This window comes from Bacillus sp. LQ16 (assembly GCF_057784645.1).
Genome location: NZ_CM173491.1, coordinates 3301290 through 3320158, shown reverse-complemented (window position 1 = coordinate 3320158; position 18869 = coordinate 3301290). Strand labels below are relative to the sequence as shown.

General features: G+C 34.5%; 18 protein-coding genes and 2 pseudogenes. 18 read left to right on the top strand and 2 right to left on the bottom strand.

Annotated elements, in window-relative coordinates; genetic code table 11:
• Nucleotides 1-431 precede the first annotated feature (431 nt).
• From hcp to AC3EMB_RS16655, 5 genes are all read left to right on the top strand, one after another.
• A complete protein-coding gene (hcp, locus tag AC3EMB_RS16675) occupies nt 432-1718 on the top strand; it encodes a hydroxylamine reductase (protein ID WP_488517159.1) in 1287 nt (428 codons plus the stop codon).
• Nucleotides 1719-2203: 485 nt separating this feature from the next.
• Nucleotides 2204-2524: a PadR family transcriptional regulator gene (locus AC3EMB_RS16670; protein WP_000429488.1), complete on the top strand. Its 321-nt coding sequence runs from the start codon at nt 2204-2206 to the stop codon at nt 2522-2524.
• Between the two features lie 75 nt (nt 2525-2599).
• Entirely contained in the window at nt 2600-2941 is a 342-nt protein-coding gene (locus tag AC3EMB_RS16665) for a DUF1048 domain-containing protein (RefSeq protein WP_000891986.1), read from the top strand.
• 170 nt (nt 2942-3111) lie between these two features.
• Complete coding sequence (locus tag AC3EMB_RS16660; protein ID WP_069355998.1) at nt 3112-3873, top strand: ABC transporter ATP-binding protein; 762 nt, start codon at nt 3112-3114, stop codon at nt 3871-3873.
• Nucleotides 3874-4623, top strand: coding sequence for an ABC transporter permease (locus AC3EMB_RS16655; RefSeq protein ID WP_071731219.1), 750 nt, complete (start codon nt 3874-3876; stop codon nt 4621-4623).
• Nucleotides 4624-4786: 163 nt separating this feature from the next.
• Here AC3EMB_RS16655 and AC3EMB_RS16650 read toward each other — a convergent pair whose 3' ends face one another.
• Nucleotides 4787-5749, bottom strand: coding sequence for a helix-turn-helix transcriptional regulator (locus AC3EMB_RS16650; protein ID WP_065212056.1), 963 nt, complete (start codon nt 5747-5749; stop codon nt 4787-4789).
• A 109-nt stretch (nt 5750-5858) separates the two neighbouring features.
• Between AC3EMB_RS16650 and AC3EMB_RS16645 the strand changes: the two genes are divergently transcribed.
• From AC3EMB_RS16645 to AC3EMB_RS16590, 12 genes and pseudogenes are all read left to right on the top strand, one after another.
• Nucleotides 5859-6338, top strand: coding sequence for a GyrI-like domain-containing protein (locus tag AC3EMB_RS16645; protein WP_002195671.1), 480 nt, complete (start codon nt 5859-5861; stop codon nt 6336-6338).
• A gap of 146 nt (nt 6339-6484) precedes the next feature.
• On the top strand, nt 6485-6742 hold the full coding sequence (locus AC3EMB_RS16640) for a DUF3963 domain-containing protein (RefSeq protein ID WP_001036214.1): 258 nt from the start codon (nt 6485-6487) through the stop codon (nt 6740-6742).
• Between the two features lie 199 nt (nt 6743-6941).
• Nucleotides 6942-7049: pseudogene (locus AC3EMB_RS16635) on the top strand (LysE family translocator); the annotation flags it as partial.
• Between the two features lie 169 nt (nt 7050-7218).
• Nucleotides 7219-8703, top strand: coding sequence for a WD40/YVTN/BNR-like repeat-containing protein (locus AC3EMB_RS16630; protein ID WP_081366353.1), 1485 nt, complete (start codon nt 7219-7221; stop codon nt 8701-8703).
• A 105-nt stretch (nt 8704-8808) separates the two neighbouring features.
• Nucleotides 8809-8962 (top strand): annotated as a pseudogene (locus tag AC3EMB_RS16625) (DUF3963 domain-containing protein); the annotation flags it as partial.
• 152 nt (nt 8963-9114) lie between these two features.
• On the top strand, nt 9115-9747 hold the full coding sequence (locus tag AC3EMB_RS16620; protein WP_488517158.1) for a LysE family translocator: 633 nt from the start codon (nt 9115-9117) through the stop codon (nt 9745-9747).
• A gap of 98 nt (nt 9748-9845) precedes the next feature.
• Nucleotides 9846-10607, top strand: a complete 762-nt coding sequence (locus AC3EMB_RS16615; RefSeq protein ID WP_488517157.1) for a glycosyltransferase family 2 protein — start codon at nt 9846-9848, stop codon at nt 10605-10607.
• A gap of 574 nt (nt 10608-11181) precedes the next feature.
• Nucleotides 11182-11904 carry an RNA polymerase sigma factor SigI gene (gene sigI / locus AC3EMB_RS16610; RefSeq protein ID WP_423117340.1) on the top strand — a complete coding sequence of 241 codons (723 nt, stop codon included), beginning with the start codon at nt 11182-11184 and terminating at the stop codon, nt 11902-11904.
• Entirely contained in the window at nt 11894-13231 is a 1338-nt protein-coding gene (locus AC3EMB_RS16605) for an anti-sigma factor domain-containing protein (RefSeq protein ID WP_488517156.1), read from the top strand. The genes sigI and AC3EMB_RS16605 overlap by 11 nt, the downstream gene beginning before the upstream one ends.
• Before the next feature lie 204 nt (nt 13232-13435).
• Complete coding sequence (locus AC3EMB_RS16600; protein WP_098033507.1) at nt 13436-16783, top strand: trifunctional glycoside hydrolase family 18/polysaccharide deacetylase/glycosyltransferase family 2 protein; 3348 nt, start codon at nt 13436-13438, stop codon at nt 16781-16783.
• 250 nt (nt 16784-17033) lie between these two features.
• The gene (locus tag AC3EMB_RS16595) at nt 17034-17309 is read left to right on the top strand and encodes an ArsR/SmtB family transcription factor (RefSeq protein WP_000660066.1); all 276 of its coding nucleotides are present in this window, start codon (nt 17034-17036) and stop codon (nt 17307-17309) included.
• 94 nt (nt 17310-17403) lie between these two features.
• A complete protein-coding gene (locus tag AC3EMB_RS16590; RefSeq protein WP_488517155.1) occupies nt 17404-17559 on the top strand; it encodes a hypothetical protein in 156 nt (51 codons plus the stop codon).
• A gap of 193 nt (nt 17560-17752) precedes the next feature.
• Here the strand turns inward: AC3EMB_RS16590 and AC3EMB_RS16585 are convergent, their stop codons facing one another.
• Nucleotides 17753-18076, bottom strand: a complete 324-nt coding sequence (locus tag AC3EMB_RS16585; RefSeq protein ID WP_001072980.1) for a winged helix-turn-helix transcriptional regulator — start codon at nt 18074-18076, stop codon at nt 17753-17755.
• Between the two features lie 124 nt (nt 18077-18200).
• Between AC3EMB_RS16585 and AC3EMB_RS16580 the strand changes: the two genes are divergently transcribed.
• Nucleotides 18201-18734: an NAD(P)H-dependent oxidoreductase gene (locus AC3EMB_RS16580; RefSeq protein WP_488517781.1), complete on the top strand. Its 534-nt coding sequence runs from the start codon at nt 18201-18203 to the stop codon at nt 18732-18734.
• Nucleotides 18735-18869: the final 135 nt, after the last annotated feature.

Sequence of the window (18869 nt, the reverse complement as noted above, 5' to 3'; positions counted from 1 at the left end):
AAAATGTATATGAAATTTCTTAAATAGCTTCTATATAAATATATCATATAAATAATGTAAGTAATGTTAAGATAGTGTAAATGTATTGTAAATAAAGAGGTTTACAATGAAGGCTTTAATAAAAAAATGATAGTTCCTTAAAATAAAAAATACGCTATTTTCATATGTGATGAATTGCAATTATTTGTATAAGGGATTCAAAAAAATTTTTTCGTTGTATATATTTCTCCAAATTAATTATTTAGCTATTTAAAAGTATCGAAAGATGTGTGCACACTAATGTATATTTTTTGGATGTCAATAAAAGTATTATGTCAACAATATGAACTGTCACAAATATTTATATATTATTGTGATTGATATCACATCACTTTTTTTCAATGGGTATTATGCTTAAGGTGTAATGAATGATTGGGAGAGGGTGGGATGATATGTTTTGTTATCAATGTGAACAAACGCCAACAGGCGGATGTAAAGTAATGGGTGTTTGTGGCAAGAATGAAACGATTGCGACTTTACAAGATACGATTGTGTTTGGGCTAAAAGGAATTGCAGCTTATCGCACACATGCTGCTCAGCTAGGGTATACGGATGCATTTGTAGATGCTACAACACAAGAAGCTTTATATATGACATTAACAAATTCTAACTTTAACGAACAAGAGCATATTGATTTGGCTATGAAAGTTGGGAAATCAGCTTTACGGGTGATGGAGTTATTGGATGAGGCACATACGAATCATTTTGGTGTGCCAGAGCCTGTACAAAGTACACAAAATCGTGTAGAAGGTAAAGCAATTGTAGTTACGGGCCATAATTTATTTGCACTAGAAGAACTATTAAACCAAACAGAAGGAAAAGACATTAATATTTATACACATTCTGAAATGCTACCAGCACACGGATACCCGCAGCTGAAAAAATATAAACATTTAAAAGGAAACATCGGTAAGGCATGGTACGATCAAAGACGCCTTTTTGAAAAATTTACTGGTGCCATATTAGCTACAACGAACTGTGTTATGCCAATTAAAGGCTCGTACTCTGATCGATTCTTTTCATATGATATTGCAGGTTTAGAAGGTGTACAAAAAATTGAAAATGATGATTTTACACCATTGATTCAAAAAGCACTAGAACTTCCAGAAGTACATATGGAGTCGGATGAACAGTTAGTGACAGGGTTTCATCATAATACAGTATTATCATTAGCTCCAGAAATTATTGATGCAGTAAAAGAGGGGAAGATAAAGCGTTTCTTTGTTATCGCCGGTTGTGATGCACCGGGAAAAGGCGGAGAATATTATCGTGAATTAGCAACGTCACTTCCGCCAGAAACGGTTATTTTAACAACTTCTTGCGGGAAATTCCGCTTTAATGATGTGGATTACGGTGTTGTACCTGGTACGGAAATTCCGCGTTACATTGATTTAGGACAGTGCAATAATTCAATTTCTACAGTGAAAATAGCGGCTGCTTTAGCTGATGCTTTTCAATGTGAAGTGAATGAATTGCCAGTAAGTATTGTACTATCATGGTTTGAACAAAAAGCGGTTGCCATTTTACTCGGGCTATTTAGTCTTGGGATTCAAGATATTCGCATCGGTCCAAAGGCTCCTGAATTTATTTCACCTGGCGTGCTTGATGTATTACAAGAAACATTTGGTTTAAAACTAATTACAAATGCAGCAGAAGATATGGCTATGATGTTATCGTAATAAAAAATGATCTGTCTTATTAATAAGAAGAGCTAGCCATATTCATTAACTTTGGTATAGTATAGCGCCCCAAAATAAAAATGTAGAATTTTTGTTTTGGGGTATTTTCTTTTCTTAGTGGGATAGGTATGGGGCAAAATAAAAAAAGAAAATAGGCTGTATCGAATAGGTAATAGTTGATTTTAGAAAAAATATAAAAATCGAGTTGACATCCATCACTACTTAGTCATACAATGTACTTGTAATAAGCAATACTGAGTAGTGTTGCTTCTCAAAATATTTTCAGTAGACAATAGGTAATAGCGGATTTTAGAAAAAATTTGAAAATCAGTTGACATCTATCACTACTTAGTCATACAATGTAGATGTAATAAGTGATACTGAATAGTATGGATTCAAAAAACTACTCAGTAAAAAATTCGCCTTAGTACTCTGTGATACTGAATATAAGTCAGACAGAATAGGGGGTAAAGGAGGATCAGGACATGGAAAATTTAACTGAAATGCTGAAAGGTTCACTGGAAGGGTGTGTACTGGAAATCATTAGTCGCCGTGAAACGTATGGCTATGAGATTACCCGCCACCTAAATGATCTTGGGTTTACCGAAGTTGTGGAAGGTACGGTGTATACCATCCTCGTACGATTAGAGAAGAAAAAGCTTGTGAATATTGAAAAGAAACCATCAGATATGGGACCGCCTCGTAAGTTTTATTCATTAAATGAAGAAGGCCGCCAGGAGCTTGAATTGTTTTGGAAAAAATGGGATTTTGTATCGTCAAAAATTAACGTCTTGAAGTCAAAATAGGTTCATAAGATAAAATGTTCCGGCCGATATTTTGAGAATTTCTTGTTTGGTTTTATAAAAAAGGAGGAAAATAAGATGTTAGAAATGTTCAAAAAGTTAATTGGTGATAAAAAAGAGTACAAAATGATGATGGCACGAGTTGAGGCTCTGCCAGAGGACTACCAATTTGTATTTAAGAAAATTCAAAACTACATGTGGAATTTTTCAGCGGGTAACGGGATGGATATGTTACACATACAGTATGAATTAATCGATTTGTTCGAAGCGGGTGCAGCGGAAGGAAGACAAGTGCTTGACATTACTGGGGATGACGTGGCTTCCTTTGCTGACGAACTAGTGGCAAATGCTAAAACTTACGTCTCCAAGTATCGTGAAGATTTGAATGAAAGTATTATGAAGAAATTGAGAAAAAAATAAATGGAATAAGTAGTACCGACTGATTAGCTGGTTACACATATGAATTGCCATCATAGCTATTCAGTTATATTTTTAACTCGGTACTAAGTAATACAGAATATCAGTGATACTAAATAGATAGAGGTAAATAAATAGTCTTCGCAAAACATTTTTATAGGGAGGAAAAAAGTATGAGTCATGCAGCGATTTCTGTAAAAGGCTTGAAAAAATCCTTTAAAGACAAGGAAGTTTTAAAAGGGGTAGATTTTGAGGTGCAGCGTGGAGAAATTTTCGCGCTGCTAGGCTCAAATGGAGCTGGAAAGACGACAACGGTTAACATCCTTTCGACGCTAATGAAGCAAGATAGCGGTGAAGTAAGTATTTGCGGATTTGATGTACAGCGTCAACCAGACCATGTTCGTCAAAGTATCAGTTTGACAGGGCAGTTCGCAGCTTTAGACGGTATGCTGACTGGGAGGGAAAACTTGATAATGATCGCCAAATTACGTGGTGTTTTCAATCCCGCTCAAGTTGCTGACAATCTACTTGCAAGATTTAGCCTGACTGATGCGGCAAACCAAAGGGCAGATCAGTATTCAGGCGGGATGAAGCGCCGGCTTGATGTCGCGATGAGTTTAATTGGGGCGCCAGCAGTTATTTTTCTTGACGAACCAACGACTGGACTTGATCCTGAAGCGCGAATCGAAGTGTGGGATACAGTCAAGGAACTTGCCGGTAGCGGCACAACGATTTTGCTTACGACTCAGTACTTGGAAGAAGCCGAACAACTAGCAGACCGTATCGCTATTTTGCATGGCGGAAAAATTATTACGACAGGTACTCTTGCTGAACTAAAAGAGATGTTCCCGCCAGCAAAAGTGGAGTATATCGAAAAGCAACCGACATTGGAAGAAATCTTCCTTGCGATCATTGGTAAAAAGGAGGAGATGTAAATGAAAAGTAGAACAGGTGTATTACTAGGTCGTTTAATGCGTAACATTATGCGCAGCCCGGATACAATTATTACAGTAGCGATTACGCCGATTATGATGATGCTATTATTTGTCTACGTGTTTGGCGGCGCAATAAAAACAGGAACGGAAAATTACGTCAATTATTTATTGCCGGGAATTTTGCTAATGGCTATCGCATCCGGTGTAGCTTACACTTCCGTGCGACTCTTTACGGATGTAAAGAGTGGGCTGATGGCACGTTTCATTACGATGCCTATTAAGCGCTCATCGATATTGTGGGCTCACGTTTTAACCTCTCTGGTTGCTAATGTACTTACTATCGTGGTGGTTATTCTTGTTGCACTCTTAATGGGCTTTCGTTCCAGCGCTAATATTCTAGATTGGCTTGCAGTAGCTGGGATACTAGGGATGTTTACGCTGGCGCTAACATGGCTAGCTATCATTCCAGGATTGAAAGCGAGGTCTATGGAAGGGGCGACTGCTTACTCGTACCCGCTAGTTTTTCTTCCATTTATTAGTTCGGCCTTTGTACCTACCGAAACGATGCCAAAAATTGTTCGTGTGTTTGCGGAGAATCAGCCTGTAACTTCAATCGTGAATGCGATTCGTGCTCTTTTATATGAAGGAACTGTTGGTAACGATATTTGGATTGCGCTCGCTTGGTGCGTAGGTATAATGGTCATCTCTTACTTTTTCGCCAGTAAAGCATTTAAACGTCAGTTAGGGTAAGAAACGTGATAAACGAAACCTTCAGGAATAATATATATTTAGAAAAGCACGGGAGATTTTCCGTGCTTTTATTATTTATCATGCTCTCATTGTAGTAAATGAAATGGTATTTAAAAATAGGATAATTATCCAGTGATAAAGCTTAATATTTGAGGCTCACTGCTTATGGAATGTATAAGCACACTCGTTTTTGTAAATCTGCTAATACTTCATCGGGTATTTCTTTGATTTTAATATCCTTCCCTAGAAAAAGCAGCCAATTTATTATTTCCGTCACTTCATCGGGATTGTTAACATTGATAAAAGTTTTTAAAATGGCTGTGGATTGGTAAGGATTAGTATAAGATATTGAAATTTTTAAAGGATGGTATTTTTTGAACTGGGCAATTGCTGTCGGACCAAGTTCAAATACAAGGTTAATTGCTTCGTCCTTCTTACTTAGTTTTTCTAAAATCTTTTTCTTATTTAGCCTTTTGTTCGTCGTGTATGGTTCGATATTAATGAGATCATCGACAGGAAACATCATCTTCTTTTCTTTTTTTAAGTCAAACCCTTCAATGATCCAATGGCTTTTTTCTTGATAAAGGTGCAATAGATAAATTGGATAAGACTTGATTTCTTCATCTTCTTTCATAGTAATCAATAAATGGTTATCCAAAAGAAGGATTTGAATGAGTTTTTCTAACATAGGATGGGGGAGATCAGAAAGCTCGAGTAGATCGGGATTATGAGGGTTAGTCCCTTGGAAAAGCAAGAGTTGATTTAAAAGAACGAGATCATCTTGCTGGGTTTCTGAGATGAGTCCTAGTAGTTTTTCGGCTAAAGATTGACGACTCTTTAGGTAGGGAAGTTGTTGATTCCTCGTAGCCATAAAGGCAATAAAAAGAGCTTTCACTTCATTATCAGTAAAGCGAACAACGGGCAGGATAGAGTTGTGCATAACAAAATATCCCCCGGTCCTCCCAACTTCAGCGACAAGTGGCATTCCCATAGCTTCAATTTCTCTAATGTCTCTAATAGCTGTCGACCGTGATATGTTAAATTCTTGTATAATTTCAGAAATTGTAAAGTGAGAGCGGTTGTTGATATACCGCATAATTGTATTAATCCGTTCAACCTTTTTCATTTTAGTCTCCTAAACAGTATCATTTTTTGACATGGTTTAAAGGTATTATAAACGTATCAGATGAAAAGATAAATCGTTTGATTAATAAAAAAAGAGGCAGGTTTTGAATATGAAAAATTATACTATAGAAGAAAAAGATAGCTTTATTGTGTTAGGTATTGGAACTGAAATTAAGAGTGAATACACAGACTTTGCTGGAATAAATAAAGAAAAGGAAGACTTTTGGTCGGCTGTTAAAGAAGATGGAAGGCTGGACACTTTAAAAGCTTTAGCTACAAATGAATACATTTTTTCCGTGAGCGAAGCGGTGAATAACAAAATGATGTATTATGCGGGTGTCATGACAGAAGCACAAATAGAGGAAGAATCTAGAGTGATTCAGTTTCCGAGGGGAGAATACTTAGTAGTGAAAGGGGAAGACAAAACGGCTAAAGAGCTAAGTAATAAGCTTACTGGCATCGCCTTCGGTCAAGCTTTACCAGAAGCAAAGGATTTTGCCTATGTTGGTGGACCTAATACAACGGTTGAGATGGGACAGAGAAATGGCCTAGTATTTGGTGAAATGTGGATTCCGGTTGTTAGGAAGTAAAGTGATAAAAGGTGCGAATATGGAAAGTAGAGGCTAACGATCTTGTATTGTTGGCCTTTTTGAAATGAATATAATATTCATATACTGCTACACAGTATGTTCTGATAAAATGGAATAAAAGGGAATTCCTGTAAGGTGGTGGCGGATTGAATAAAAAAAGATTATTTGAGCTATTCATAGTAACGTTTGTTTTTCTATTCCTTCATGTAAGTACATTTACTAATGAAAAATTTAACGATAAATTGGGATCTTTTACTTACATTGTTTTATTTCTTATGCTTACTATCAACGCTATATTTATAGAAAGGTATTTTGGTGATATACAAAAGTGGATTCGAAATATTACATGTTGCTTTGCTTTATTCGTAGTGGTTTTAGTAGCTCTATGGATAGGTTATTTTTAGTCCTTACTTAAGAGAATGAGAAATATGTGATTACACTACATTTGATCCGATACTATTACTTAGCTGCATCGGTTTATATTAATCTTTTCTCTCCTCAATCATGATAAAATGTACAATAGGAAATTTTATGTAAGATAAAGAAGGAAGGTTTACGGTCAGCCTGAGTACTTTGCTAGCTTTTGCGCTTGTTTCACTTAGTATGGTGAGCCTATTTTGATTTATCTTATTTCTCATTCCATTACACAGGGGCGTATGGCAGGATTTATTTTTTTATTAAGCATCATGCTTGGATTTGTAATTCATATAAATGAAGCAACTTTAGTATTCACTCAAAAATCCATTGTCTATGAAACAACTAGATTTGTAAACGGCTTTAATAGAAAGATGTCTATTGTATTTTTTGCGGCAAGATTAAATAGCTTTTTTGTTACTTTACAATAAAGTATACTTAATATCAGTAATTCATGTAATTAGGGGTGGTTTCTATATTTAGAGAAAATACAAAAAGGATACTTCTGTCATTAGTAACAAATCCAATACTAATAATTGTATATGGGATTTTTTGTTATGAGTTGGCCTTATACTGTAAGTACGGAAGAATGAATTATAATATTTATATTATGTTATTATGTATAGTACTTTTTATATCCATAACTGCATTTACTACAATGCGGGTGATGAAAAATAGAGAATATAAATCTAAAAAATTAACTAATTCAATAGTATGGAGATCCATTTCTATTATCATTATTGTTACAATTACATCATTTTATGGGATGCAGATTTATAAAAGTGCAATAAATTACAATGGCAAATTGGCATGGTTTATAGAAAAGTTAAAACATGAAAGGTCAGTTAAACTTAAACATAATAATATATATAAATCTGGAGTAGAAGGTATTTTTGAAGATATAAATAAAAAATATCCTTTGCCAAAGAAATTGTATATGGCAACTGATTTTGATCTTACATTTCATTCAGATGGAACAATCACAGCGTTTGATACATTTGTTTATGGGAAAAATGTTGATGGGAAAGAAGAAACTTATTTAATCTCTTATAATAAGAAGAAATCAGAAGATATTACTATAATACGAGATGGATATGCAAAGCCTGATTATAATGATGATAAATTAGTAGAACCTTTAATTAAAACGGTTAAGGCGATCCCAGTTAAGCAAACGGTCAAAAAATGGAATGAAAGTAAGTATGGGTTGATTTATTATGGAAAAAGGAATTGGGGATCCAATACAGAGGGAATTATTAATATTACTGAGGATGGTAAGGGGCAGAGTCTTAAAAAAGCAGCTTCTGATATCATTGGATATACTGTATCTATATTTGTCCCTGGAAAAGAGCAAGAGCTAGTCCCTGCTAGATATAATTTAATAAGTGACGCAAGTTGGAGTAAATCAAAGACGCCTCCAAAAGAAGATATGCTTAAAGAGAAGAAACAACAAGATTTAAAGAATGAAAAAGAACAGTTTTTCCTATCGAAAGAAGTTGGTTATAAACTAAATATGACAGATAAAGCATTAGGGAGCGCCTTTTATTCATTAAGCAAGACTAGTGATGAAGGGAAAACATGGGAGGTTATCAATCCAGACCCATTTAATGGGGGGATTGGTAGTGTATCAGGAATCACTTTTATAAATGATAAACTTGGGTTTTTAGGAGCAATTAGGCCTTCTGGTAATGAAGGAGAGTTATATCGCACAGATGATGGGGGAGTATCTTTCAAAAAGGTAGAATATCCGCCGCATGAAGTGAAATTAGATCATACACAGTCCACAATAAGTCCTTTTGATTCACCTAGTATGCCATATGAGAAAGATGGGGTTTTTAATATGTTAGTTGGACAAGGGGCAGATGGAGACTACAATGGCGATAGTAGTGCACTTTATCAATCAAAAGATAACGGAGAGACATGGGAATTTGTAGAAGAAGTGAAAAAGAAATAATCAGAATTTTTTTGGAAAATAAGGTAACTACTCAGCTATACATTTTATTTAGAAGTTTGGTAAGGGGTATAATTCCAGCCATGAAGATAAAAATGGACCTATACCTCGCTGCCTTTCTTTGTTTTATTTCTTATGCTTACTATCAACGCTATATATAGAAAGGTATTTTGGTGATATACAAAAGTGGATTCGAAATATCACATGTTGTTTAGCTTTATTTGTAGTGGTTTTAGTAGCTCTATGGATAGGGTACTCTTAGATCCTTACTTAAGAGAATGAGAGGTATGTGATTACAATACATTCGATCCGATACTATTACTTAGCTGCATCGTTTTATATTAATCTTTTCTCTCCTCAATTATGATAAAATGTACAATAGGAAATTTTATGTAAAATAAAGGGGGAAGGTTTATGGTCAGCTTGAGTACATTGGTAGCTTTTGCAATTGTTTCGCTTAGCATGGTTTGTTCACCTGGGCCTAATATGATTTACCTCATTTCCCGTTCCATTACGCAAGGACGTATGGCGGGATTTATTTCTTTATTGGGCATCATGCTCGGATTTGTAATCTATATAATCGCAACTATGTTTGGACTTACAGTTCTATTCGTTGCTGTTCCCGCTGTATATGAAGCAGTAAAGTGGGCAGGTGCTGCTTACTTGCTCTGGCTCGCCTGGAATTCGATTAAACCGGGTGCTACATCTATTATGGAACCTCGTATGATTTCTAATGAGCCACCAAGGAAATTATTTCTGATGGGACTCATGACGAATCTTCTGAATCCAAAGATTGCTATTTTGTATGTATCACTTCTACCTCAATTTGAAGATCTAGAGAAGGGATCGTTGCTTTTTCAAGGTGCAGTTTTGGGGCTTACGCAAATCACTGTTAGCTTTATAGTTAACCTTGTAATTGTATGTACAGCAAGTAGAATTGCAAAATGGTTTGGCACACGCCCGACGTGGCTACGAGTACAGCGTTGGCTTATGGCAAGTGTTTTAACGGGGCTTGCTGTACGTCTTGCTTTTGAACGTCGACAGTAAGAGCCTCTTTACCGTCAGTTTCTATAATATAACCTAATAAATATTAATATAATTTATGTATAGTAGATATTTACCTTATAAAATAAGGGGGGAATATTATGACTGAGACAAACGAATCTTCAGGAGTTAATTTGAAAAAAGATGTGAAGTTTTCTATTATAATTCCTGCGCATAATGAAGAAAAGTACATTAGAAAATGTTTAGATTCAATTGCAAAGGCATCAGAGGCATATAAAGAGCAAACGGAAGTTATAGTTGTTTTAAATCGTTGTACAGATAAAACAGAGGAAATAGCAAAATCTTATAATTGTGTTACATTGAAAAATAACGATAAAAACTTATCTAAAATTCGAAATGCAGGGGCTAAAATAGCTAATGGAGAAATAATCGTCACTATAGACGCTGATACCATAATGACAGAGTCTATGTTGTCTAATGTAGATAAATATTTAGCTTCAGGTACATACATTGGTGGTGGGGTAAATGGGAAGTTTGAAAGAATATCTTTAGGAATATTTCTCTCCGCAATGTTAATCATAATCCCCTTACTTTTTAAGTACGGAGCTATATCTGTAGGGATTTTTTGGTGCTATAGAAAAGACTTTATGGCAATCAACGGATTTAATGAAAACATGCTTATGGCAGAAGATGCAGATTTCGCTAAACGTTTAAAAGAGTGGGGAAAGAAAAATAATAAGAAATTCGGTACTATTAAAAATGGAATGATAACTTCATGCAGAAGATTTGATACATATGGAGACTGGACTTTACTTAAAAATCCAAAAGTAATTTTAGCTTATCTAAAAGGAAATGATAGAAAATACGCAGATAAGACATATTATGATAAACAAGAAAGATGAAAATGGAGAAAATCGGCAGAGGATAGCTAGTACTTTTTTAGATATAATGAGAATCCAACTTAATTTAATAGATATTATAAGAAAACCATCAATTTGATTATCTTTTTTCAAATTGATGGTTTTTATTTTTGAAATAAATATGTATTTTTTTATGAAAATATTTTTTGACCCCCATAAAACTATGTATTCCTCCGAATATGTATAGTGAAGAAAATAAATAGAAGAAAAATGACTATGAAAGAATATAGAAGCATTAATAAAATTACTAGATTAAGTGGGCATCCAAAATGGAAGGATGAAATTACCAATTATATAAAGAAGAGTTATTCAAGGATTGCAGATAAAATAGAAAGAGAATAAGCAAAACGAACGGTAGAAAATAAGAAAGTAGATAAAAATACAAACTTAACTGTAGTGCCGAGAGAAAAGGAAAAATCATTAAGAAAACGTTAGACTCTAAAAATATAACTAACAGCAAGAAAACAAGACCGAAGAAAAGTACCAAGAAAATCTGGTTAAATGGTCACTTTTGTAGTGGCCATTTTGCTATTTGAAGGAGGCTGGGAGATTACAAGTGTTGAGTTTAGTAATGAAGATCTTAAGAAAACCGAAAATAGAAGATATCGTATGTAACATACAAAACAACGAAGAAGATAAAGAAGCGTTTATCGTACAGTATCAGCCTTTTATTAGAAAATCAATCTCATCTGTCTGCCGCCGATATATTACAGAACAGGATGATGAATATAGCATTGGATTGTTTGCATTTAACGAAGCAATTGAACAGTATTCATATACAAAAGGAAAATCCTTTTTAGCGTTTGCTGATCTTCTTATAAAAAGAGATGTAATTGACTATATACGTAAGGAGTCTAAACATAACTTTGTCTTTTTAAAAGAAGATGAGCAAGAGGAAATGTTAGAAATGCAAGTGTCGCTTACGGAGTATATGAAAGCGATGGAAAATAGTAACCGTAAGGAGGAAATTCTTCATTTTCAAAGTGTGCTAGCTGAGTTTAAAATCACATTCTCAGAGCTTGCTAAAGAATCTCCTAAGCATCGTGATACGCGTGAGCACTTAATAGAAATTGTAAAAATTATTATAAAAGAAGAGGAAATGATGGAAGAGCTGTTCCGAAAGAAAAAGTTACCGCTTAAACATATTGAACCGCGTGTTAGGGTAAGTCGTAAAACGTTGGAACGACATAGAAAATACATTATTGCAATGTGTATTATTTTTGCAAACAACTATACATATATTCTGGATTACATAAGAGGGGAAAAGCATGATGAATAAAGGAATTGTGATGGATATAAAAAAGCATAGCGTAGTTGTTTTAACACCAAATGGAGAGTTTATTACGTGTAAAAGAAAAGGGGATTCTTGCATGATTGGGGAGGAAATCTCATTTGATGAGCAAGAACAAAAAGCATCGCATTTTTCGATCCCTTCCTTTTTAAAACCTGCATCAATACTTGTTGCTTGTTTTCTATTTGCAGTGCTGTTTTTCTACAACCAACCAGAAGAAAAAGTATTTGCTTACGTCTCAGTTGATATAAATCCAAGTTTAGAGGTGAGCGTAACGAAGGATTTTCGTGTTATAGATTTACAGGCTTGTAATGATGATGGAAGGCGTATTTTAAAAGAATTGAAGCAATGGGAAAATAAACAATTACAAGAAGTAATACGTACTATTATAAAGCAAAGTCAAGAGGATAAGTATTTAACGAATGATAAGCAAGTTATGCTAACAGCTGTTGCAAAGGACAAGGCGCTAGAACCACAGTTAGAAAAGGCAATGAAAGAATTGAAGAAAGAATATGAGTTAAAACATATTACAGTTGAATATCAAAGTAGCACGATGCAAGTACGAGAGAATGCTAGAAAAGCTGGAATTGGCACAGGTGTCTATATAAAGCAAGAGAATGAGAAAAACAAATCGCTTACTCCTCCTGCCACGCCGCCTAATCCGGTGGAAAATGAAGAAGAGGTGCAATCACAGCCGGAGTCATCTCCTGATGCATCAATGGATTTATCTCCTGTAGACGAAAAAAAATATGAAAAGCAAGAGCAGAAAGAACAAAAGAAAACAGAGGAACAGCCATCGAAGCAAATAAAAGAAAACAATGGAAGAGGATCTCAGCAAGAAAATAGAGGGAATCAACAGGAGAATAAAAGTAGAGAAGCTCAACAAGGAAATAATGGGAATCAGCAAGGGAACAACGGAAGAGGCTCACAACAAGGGAATAATGGAAATGGGAAAGGAAGCAACGGAAGAGGCTCACAACAAGGGAATAATGGAAATGGGCAAGGGAACAACGGAAGAGAATCTCAAAAAGGAAATAACGGGAACGAGCAAGGGAACAACGGAAGAGGATCTCAACAAGGAAATAATGGAAATGGGCAAGGGAACAACGGAAGAGAATCTCAAAAAGGAAATAATGGGAATCAGCAAGGGAACAATGGAAGAGGATCTCAACAAGGGAATAATGGAAATCAGCAAGGGAGCAATGGTAGGGGGTCTCAGAAAGAAAATGATGGAAACGAGCAAGGGAACAATGGTAGGGGGTCTCAACAAGAAAATAGAGGCCACCAGCAAGGGAATGAAAAGAAGAATCAATAGAATATGGAAGTGAGAGATTCATTTCAAAGCTAAAAGGATTTCTCTCGCTATTGTGGGCAGTAAAACTCCCATCTCAAAATTTGGCTGGGGCAAAGAAGTTAGGTGGGAGTTGGGCTGCTTGTAAATGCCCAATTGGTGAGGGCTGATTAAAGTTGCACTTTATTATTTTATAGTTCTATTAAGAAGGAGTATGTGAAAAATATAATGGAGAAAAACATTCAACAAGAGAAAGATAAAGAAAAACCTGTTTTTTATGATCCGAAAGGAAGGAGAAATATAGCCTTTATTTGGTTTCTATGTATCTCAATAGTTAGTGTAGGTGTTGTATTCTATTTTTTCTTTCAAAGTATTTTTTCAACACCAGAAATTCCAAATATGAATACCGCTGTACAACAAGATACTAAACTTGTACCAATTAATCAAAAACTTAGTGATCAGCAGTTAAAGAAGGAAGAATTTAACCCAAATACCGAAACGAAGGATAATAAAAATTTGGTGAATCCACCGAAGGATAGTAAACAACCTAAAGAAGTGTATGGTTTTTATGTAAATTGGGATGAAAATAGTACCGCTTCTTTAAAAGAAAATATCGATTCCTTAACTACGTTAGTACCAGAGTGGTATCATTTAAAAGCAGATTTAACGATTAGAAGTGAGATAAAACCTGAGATAGTAAAGTTGGCAGAAAAAAATCAAGTGAAGATTATGCCTTTGCTTACTAACTATACTGAGGAAGCTTCTGGTCCTGATAGTGGGCTAATTCATAAGTTACTGAATTCCTCAAATGATGTAAAGACAAAGTTTATTAATGATTTAGTAAGCCAAGTTAAAAAGAATCATTTTTCAGGAATTAATATTGACTTTGAGGCCGTACCTGAAAGTGATAGAGAAAACTTAACAAATTTTATGAAAGAACTTACTACGGAATTTCATCAACATGATTTGCTCGTTACACAAGATGTTCCAGCTAATGATAAGGCTTTTGATTATAGTGCGTTAGCAAAAATAATAGATCGAATGATTGTAATGATGTACGATGAGCACTATGGAGCCGGGGAACCAGGACCAATTGCTTCAAATAAATGGTTCCAACATACATTGAAAGAACTGAATATTCCGTCTAATAAGCTTATAGTTGCTTTCGGTAACTATGGATATGATTGGCAAGTAAATAGTAAAGAAGCTGCGAAGTCTTTAACTTTCTCAGAAGTTATGGCAATGGCTCATGATTCAAATATGAAAATTCAATGGGATAAAATGAGTGGAAACCCTTATTTTAGGTATAAAACAGAAGGGAAAGAACATACTGCTTGGTTCTTAGACGGTGTAACTCTTTATAATCAAGTGAAAATCGCAATGGACAATCATGCAAAGGGATTTGCGTTATGGAGACTAGGAGCAGAAGACCCTACAATATGGAAAGTTTTAAAAAATCCGATTGAGGCACAAAAAAATCCTAATGTATTACATAAAATCAATAGTTTAGATGAAGTAAATTATTCTGGACAAGGTGAAATTTTACAGATTGAGAATGAAAGAAAAAATGGATTGAGAGATTTTAAAGTAGGCAAAGATGGTTACCTTACAGATGAAGTATATCAATCCTTACCATCTGCATATGAAGTGCAACGATATGGAAAACCAAATGGGAAACAAGTAGTATTAACATTTGATGATGGACCAGACCCGAAATATACGCCAGAAATTTTAGATATATTAAAAGAGAATCAAATAAAAGCTGCTTTTTTTGTACTTGGTGAAAACGCACAACTAAATACTAGTATTGTAAAAAGAATATACGATGAAGGGCATGAAATTGGCAATCATACTTTCAAGCATCCTAACATAGCTGATACGTCTTTACTACGAACGAAAGTAGAACTTAATACGACGCAACGTTTAATTCAGGAAGTAACTGGACATTCTACGGTTTTATTTAGACCGCCATATGAAGCGGATGCTAACCCGGATTCATCAAATGAAATATTGCCTATTTTACGTGCACAAAATATGAACTATACAATGGTAGCGGAAAAAGTTGATCCCGAAGACTGGGCAACACCATCAACAAATGAATTAGTAAAGCGTGCTCTTAATCCCATTTATAAGGGAGAGGGAAATATTATTCTTCTCCATGATGCGGGAGGGAATCGTACACATACAGTAGAGGCGCTCCCAATCATTATTAAAGACCTAAAAAAGCATGGATATAGTTTTGTAACAATTTCAGATTTAATGAATAAAGAACGAGATGAAATTATGCCTCCTGTTTCTTCTGAGGGGAAGCAATATTTACTTTACAATAAAGCTGTCTTTTCAGGAGCTGGATATTTTAAGCATATATTAACAACTATTTTTTATATCGCTATTGGATTAGGGGTTTTTCGATTCTTATTCTTAATTTATTTTGCATGGAAGCAGAAAAGACAGACGTTATCTCGCTATATTAATTCGTCTTATCAACCTTTTGTTAGTGTTGTCATAGCGGCATATAATGAAGAAAAGGTGATAGCTAAGACGATTCGCTCAATTTTGAATAGTAATTATAGAGAATTTGAAGTTATTGTTGTGGATGACGGATCGACAGATGGTACGTCAAAAGTAATGAAAGAAACATTTTATAAACACCCTAAAGTTCGTTTCATTCAGAAAGAAAACGGCGGGAAATCATCGGCAATGAACCAAGGGTTTCAACAATCGCGAGGAGAAATCATTGTCACTTTAGATGCGGATACTATTATTGCGCAAGATGCTATTTCTTTAATGGTTAGACACTTTGAAGATCAGAATGTAGCTGCAGTTTCAGGTAATGTCAAAGTGGGGAATAGACGGAATTTGTTAACTACTTGGCAACATGTTGAGTATATTACAGGGTTTAATTTAGAACGTAGAGCTTTTGATGAGTTAAATTGTATTACAGTCGTTCCAGGAGCTATTGGGGCGTGGCGCAAGAAGAATGTAGTTGAATCTGGATATTTAAGCGAAGATACATTAGCAGAAGATACGGATCTTACTATTACATTTTTACGTCAAGGGCATAGAATTGTATATGAAGAAAAAGCGCATGCTTTTACGGAATCACCTGAGGATGTGAAAAGTCTCATTAAACAGCGATATCGTTGGTCATATGGTACACTTCAATGTCTTTGGAAACATCGAAAAGCGTTGTGTAATTCAAAACATAAAACATTAGGATTTATTGCACTGCCTAATATGTGGTTATTCCAATATGTTCTGCAATTCATTGCTCCTTTTGCAGATATATTAATGATTATAGGACTATTTAGTAGTAATCCGCTAAAAGTTTTAGGATTTTATCTTGTATTCTTTTTAATGGATCTTCTCGCTTCTCTGTTCGCATTTAAATTAGAGGAAGAGAACCCAAAACCATTGGCATGGTTAATTTTACAACGTTTTATTTATCGTCAATTTATGACTTATGTTGTCATTAAATCTATATTCTCATCGCTTCGAGGAGTAGCGGTAGGGTGGAATAAACTAAAGAGACTGGGGAGTGTTAAACATTCCACGGAACATAAGGAGGCATCATAAAAGAGCGGACTATCTGCTCTTTTTTTCATTGATTTTAGTTAGTTGAATGTAGAGTTGTAGCATAAAAACTGCTGCTTCTATAACGAGATTCCTATTCATTATGAATAGTGAGACAGTATGTTAAGCTAATCCTTTAGTTTCGGATTAAAGTTTTTTTATATTTTTTTAAAATGACGGACACAAAAACGCATATACCTTCGAATTATATATATGGATAACATAAATATGTATATAAAAGGGGAGAAATAAGATGAAAGAAAAAAAAGAAATGTTTCAAGAAATCGCTGAGGTGTTAAAGGTATTGGCGCATCCAGTTCGTCTATCTTTAGTAAAAATAATGCTTGCAAAAGGTCCTACTAATGTAACAACAATGTATGGGGATTTACAAATGCCTCAAAGTACAATTAGTCAACATTTATCTAAACTAAAAGCTGCTAAAATGGTTACAGGTACTCGGAAAGGATTAGAAATTTATTATGAGGTAACTGACAATCGCACAAAATCAATATTAGCATGTTTAGTTTAAATACATACTTCTATTTCAAAATAAAAAACGCTATTCTTTTCTATGATTTTACAGAGAGAATAGCGTTTTTTATTTTTAAGGAGTATCTTTTTATATGCCTATAGAATGGAGTGAAAGGTTTATGGGTCTAAATGTACCTACTATTACCTTAGGTTCTAATGCGTCTAATAATAAAAAAATTCTCGGTTTAGGGGTGCTTCTTTATAGCTTACGTACAATTGAGATTAGAAAAAGTAGAGCGAGCGCTTAATGAGGCGGAAGTAGTGTTTATATGCGAAACTTTATAGAAATCTCATTTTTCTAATTGTATCTTTTTAGATTGATGGATGTGGGGTCACGTCCATCAATCTAAGAAAACAAGTTAGCTAAAAAATGATGAAAATAAACTTTATAGAAATAAAAAATATGAACGTTGAGGATTAAACAAAGTATATAGTGCTTTTTTAGTCATGTAATCTTTTAATCTGATGATCTTTTCCCCATTCAAACAGATCATTCATTATTTGCATTAAAGATTTTCCGTATTCACTTATGGTGTACTCAACCTTTGGTGGTACTTCTTGATATACGGTACGATAGATAATCCCATCAGCTTCAAGTTGCCGAAGTTGTTGTGTAAGAACCTTTTGTGTAATGTTTGGGATTTCTCGTTTAATTTCATTTGTTCGCATTTTTCCATCCGACAAAATACATAAAATATGAACTTTCCATTTTCCACCGATTACATCGAGTGTTGTTGCAATTGGGCAATTATCATTTTGATTCATATAACACCTCCAAAGGTACTTCAAGGTTCCTATAGTACCTGAAAGTACGTACTTTTCAATTATATGTAACTCATTCATACTAATACGTAAAGGATTGATTAATTTATAAAGGGGCTGGAAAATGATGAGAACACTTGTAATTGTAGCACACCCTCATATTGAAAAATCAAAAATTAATAAAAGATGGATAGAAGAACTTGAGAAACATTCAGATGAAATTACGGTGCATGAATTATATAAGGTGGCACCCGATTGGGAGTTTAATATTGAAGAAGAGCAAAAGTTATTAGTAGAACATGACAGATATATATTTCAATTTCCGCTTTACTGGTACAGCACACCACCATTATTAAAAAAATGGTTCGATGATGTATTAACATATGGATTTGCGTACGGATCACAAGGAGATAAAGTGAAGGAGAAAGAATTTGGTGTAGCTATTTCTATAGGTGGATTAGAAAAAGACTATGAAAATAGTGGGATTACAATGGATGAGTTGACGAAACCATTCCAAGCTACATGCCTATATACAGGTATGGAATTTATACCTTCCTTTTATTTATATGGTGCAGAATATAAACTAAGTGATGAAGAGATTGATAAAAGTGCACCTGAGTATGTGCAATATGTAATGAACAAGAAGTATTCTAATATATAATGAAAAATAGCCATTTACTTGTGAAGTAAATGGCTATTTTATATTCTTCTTATATTCACTAAGTGTAATCTTTAGTAAATTAATAATTAATCTGGTAAAATAAAAAATCTAACATATATAAAGGGGAGTTTTACT

What these genes read in the sequence shown, in the direction of transcription:
- AC3EMB_RS16585 (WP_001072980.1), bottom strand. Translation starts at nt 18,076, where the DNA reads ATGAATCAAAATGATAATTGCCCAATTGCAACAACACTCGATGTAATC.
- AC3EMB_RS16580 (WP_488517781.1), top strand. Translation starts at nt 18,201, where the DNA reads ATGAGAACACTTGTAATTGTAGCACACCCTCATATTGAAAAATCAAAA.
- AC3EMB_RS16665 (WP_000891986.1), top strand. Translation starts at nt 2,600, where the DNA reads ATGTTAGAAATGTTCAAAAAGTTAATTGGTGATAAAAAAGAGTACAAA.
- AC3EMB_RS16655 (WP_071731219.1), top strand. Translation starts at nt 3,874, where the DNA reads ATGAAAAGTAGAACAGGTGTATTACTAGGTCGTTTAATGCGTAACATT.
- AC3EMB_RS16670 (WP_000429488.1), top strand. Translation starts at nt 2,204, where the DNA reads ATGGAAAATTTAACTGAAATGCTGAAAGGTTCACTGGAAGGGTGTGTA.
- AC3EMB_RS16650 (WP_065212056.1), bottom strand. Translation starts at nt 5,749, where the DNA reads ATGAAAAAGGTTGAACGGATTAATACAATTATGCGGTATATCAACAAC.
- AC3EMB_RS16620 (WP_488517158.1), top strand. Translation starts at nt 9,115, where the DNA reads ATGGTCAGCTTGAGTACATTGGTAGCTTTTGCAATTGTTTCGCTTAGC.
- AC3EMB_RS16590 (WP_488517155.1), top strand. Translation starts at nt 17,404, where the DNA reads ATGCCTATAGAATGGAGTGAAAGGTTTATGGGTCTAAATGTACCTACT.
- AC3EMB_RS16605 (WP_488517156.1), top strand. Translation starts at nt 11,894, where the DNA reads ATGATGAATAAAGGAATTGTGATGGATATAAAAAAGCATAGCGTAGTT.
- AC3EMB_RS16615 (WP_488517157.1), top strand. Translation starts at nt 9,846, where the DNA reads ATGACTGAGACAAACGAATCTTCAGGAGTTAATTTGAAAAAAGATGTG.
- hcp (WP_488517159.1), top strand. Translation starts at nt 432, where the DNA reads ATGTTTTGTTATCAATGTGAACAAACGCCAACAGGCGGATGTAAAGTA.
- AC3EMB_RS16660 (WP_069355998.1), top strand. Translation starts at nt 3,112, where the DNA reads ATGAGTCATGCAGCGATTTCTGTAAAAGGCTTGAAAAAATCCTTTAAA.
- AC3EMB_RS16600 (WP_098033507.1), top strand. Translation starts at nt 13,436, where the DNA reads ATGGAGAAAAACATTCAACAAGAGAAAGATAAAGAAAAACCTGTTTTT.
- AC3EMB_RS16645 (WP_002195671.1), top strand. Translation starts at nt 5,859, where the DNA reads ATGAAAAATTATACTATAGAAGAAAAAGATAGCTTTATTGTGTTAGGT.
- AC3EMB_RS16595 (WP_000660066.1), top strand. Translation starts at nt 17,034, where the DNA reads ATGAAAGAAAAAAAAGAAATGTTTCAAGAAATCGCTGAGGTGTTAAAG.